Annotated in this window: 2 protein-coding genes; both read left to right on the forward strand. The window is 68.4% G+C overall.

Translation table 11 applies throughout. From position 1 onward, the window contains the following. The coding region (locus tag CCN37_RS36970) for a prolyl oligopeptidase family serine peptidase (RefSeq protein WP_143262007.1) at positions 1-306 on the forward strand (306 nt) is incomplete at its 5' end. Between the two features lie 39 nt (positions 307-345). Then, a partial coding sequence (locus tag CCN37_RS36975) for a mechanosensitive ion channel family protein (RefSeq protein WP_246843533.1) occupies positions 346-704 on the forward strand: 359 nt, incomplete at its 3' end.

Here is a 704-nt window from a genome sequence, read left to right on the forward strand (position 1 = left end):
GCCGACGAGCTGCCCTGGCTGCTGTCCTACTCGCCGTACCACCACGTGCGCGAAGGCGTGCGCTACCCGTCGGTGCTGTTCTCGGTGTTCGAGTCGGACTCCCGCGTGGACCCTTGCCACGCAAGGAAAATGTGCGCCGCGCTACAGCACTCCACCACTGGGTCGGACAGTGATCGCCCGATAGTGTTCCGCCGCGAGACTGAGGTCGGCCACTCCACACGGTCGGTGTCCAGGATGGTCGACCTCCTCACGGACGAGTTGGCGTTCCTGGCCTCGGCCACCGGATTGGACCTGGAGAATCGGTAAGTGGAGCAGCTCCCCCTAGTTCCCTCGCCGGGCACGGCGGTGCCCGACCCGCTCGCCGGGCTGCGCGCGCNNCTCACCAGCGGCGGCGACGGCAAGGTGCCGAAGCTGTTGCGGCCGTTGAAGGAACGCGCCCCGGAGTCGCTCGGGCCGCTGCTGTCGGAGCGCCGCAGCCAGCGCGCCCAGACCATCGGCTCCGTGCTGCGCTCCGCCGTCTCGATCCTGATCTACGGCATCGCGTTCCTGATGGTGCTCGGCCAGCTCGGGATCGACCTCACCCCGATCATCGCCTCGGCGAGCGTGCTCGGGGTCGCCCTCGGCTTCGGCGCGCAGAGCCTGGTCAAGGACTTCCTGTCGGGCATGTTCATGCTGATGGAGGACCAGTACGGGGTCGGTGACGT

This window comes from Allokutzneria sp. NRRL B-24872 (assembly GCF_002155965.1).
Taxonomy (GTDB): Bacteria; Actinomycetota; Actinomycetes; order Mycobacteriales; family Pseudonocardiaceae; genus Allokutzneria.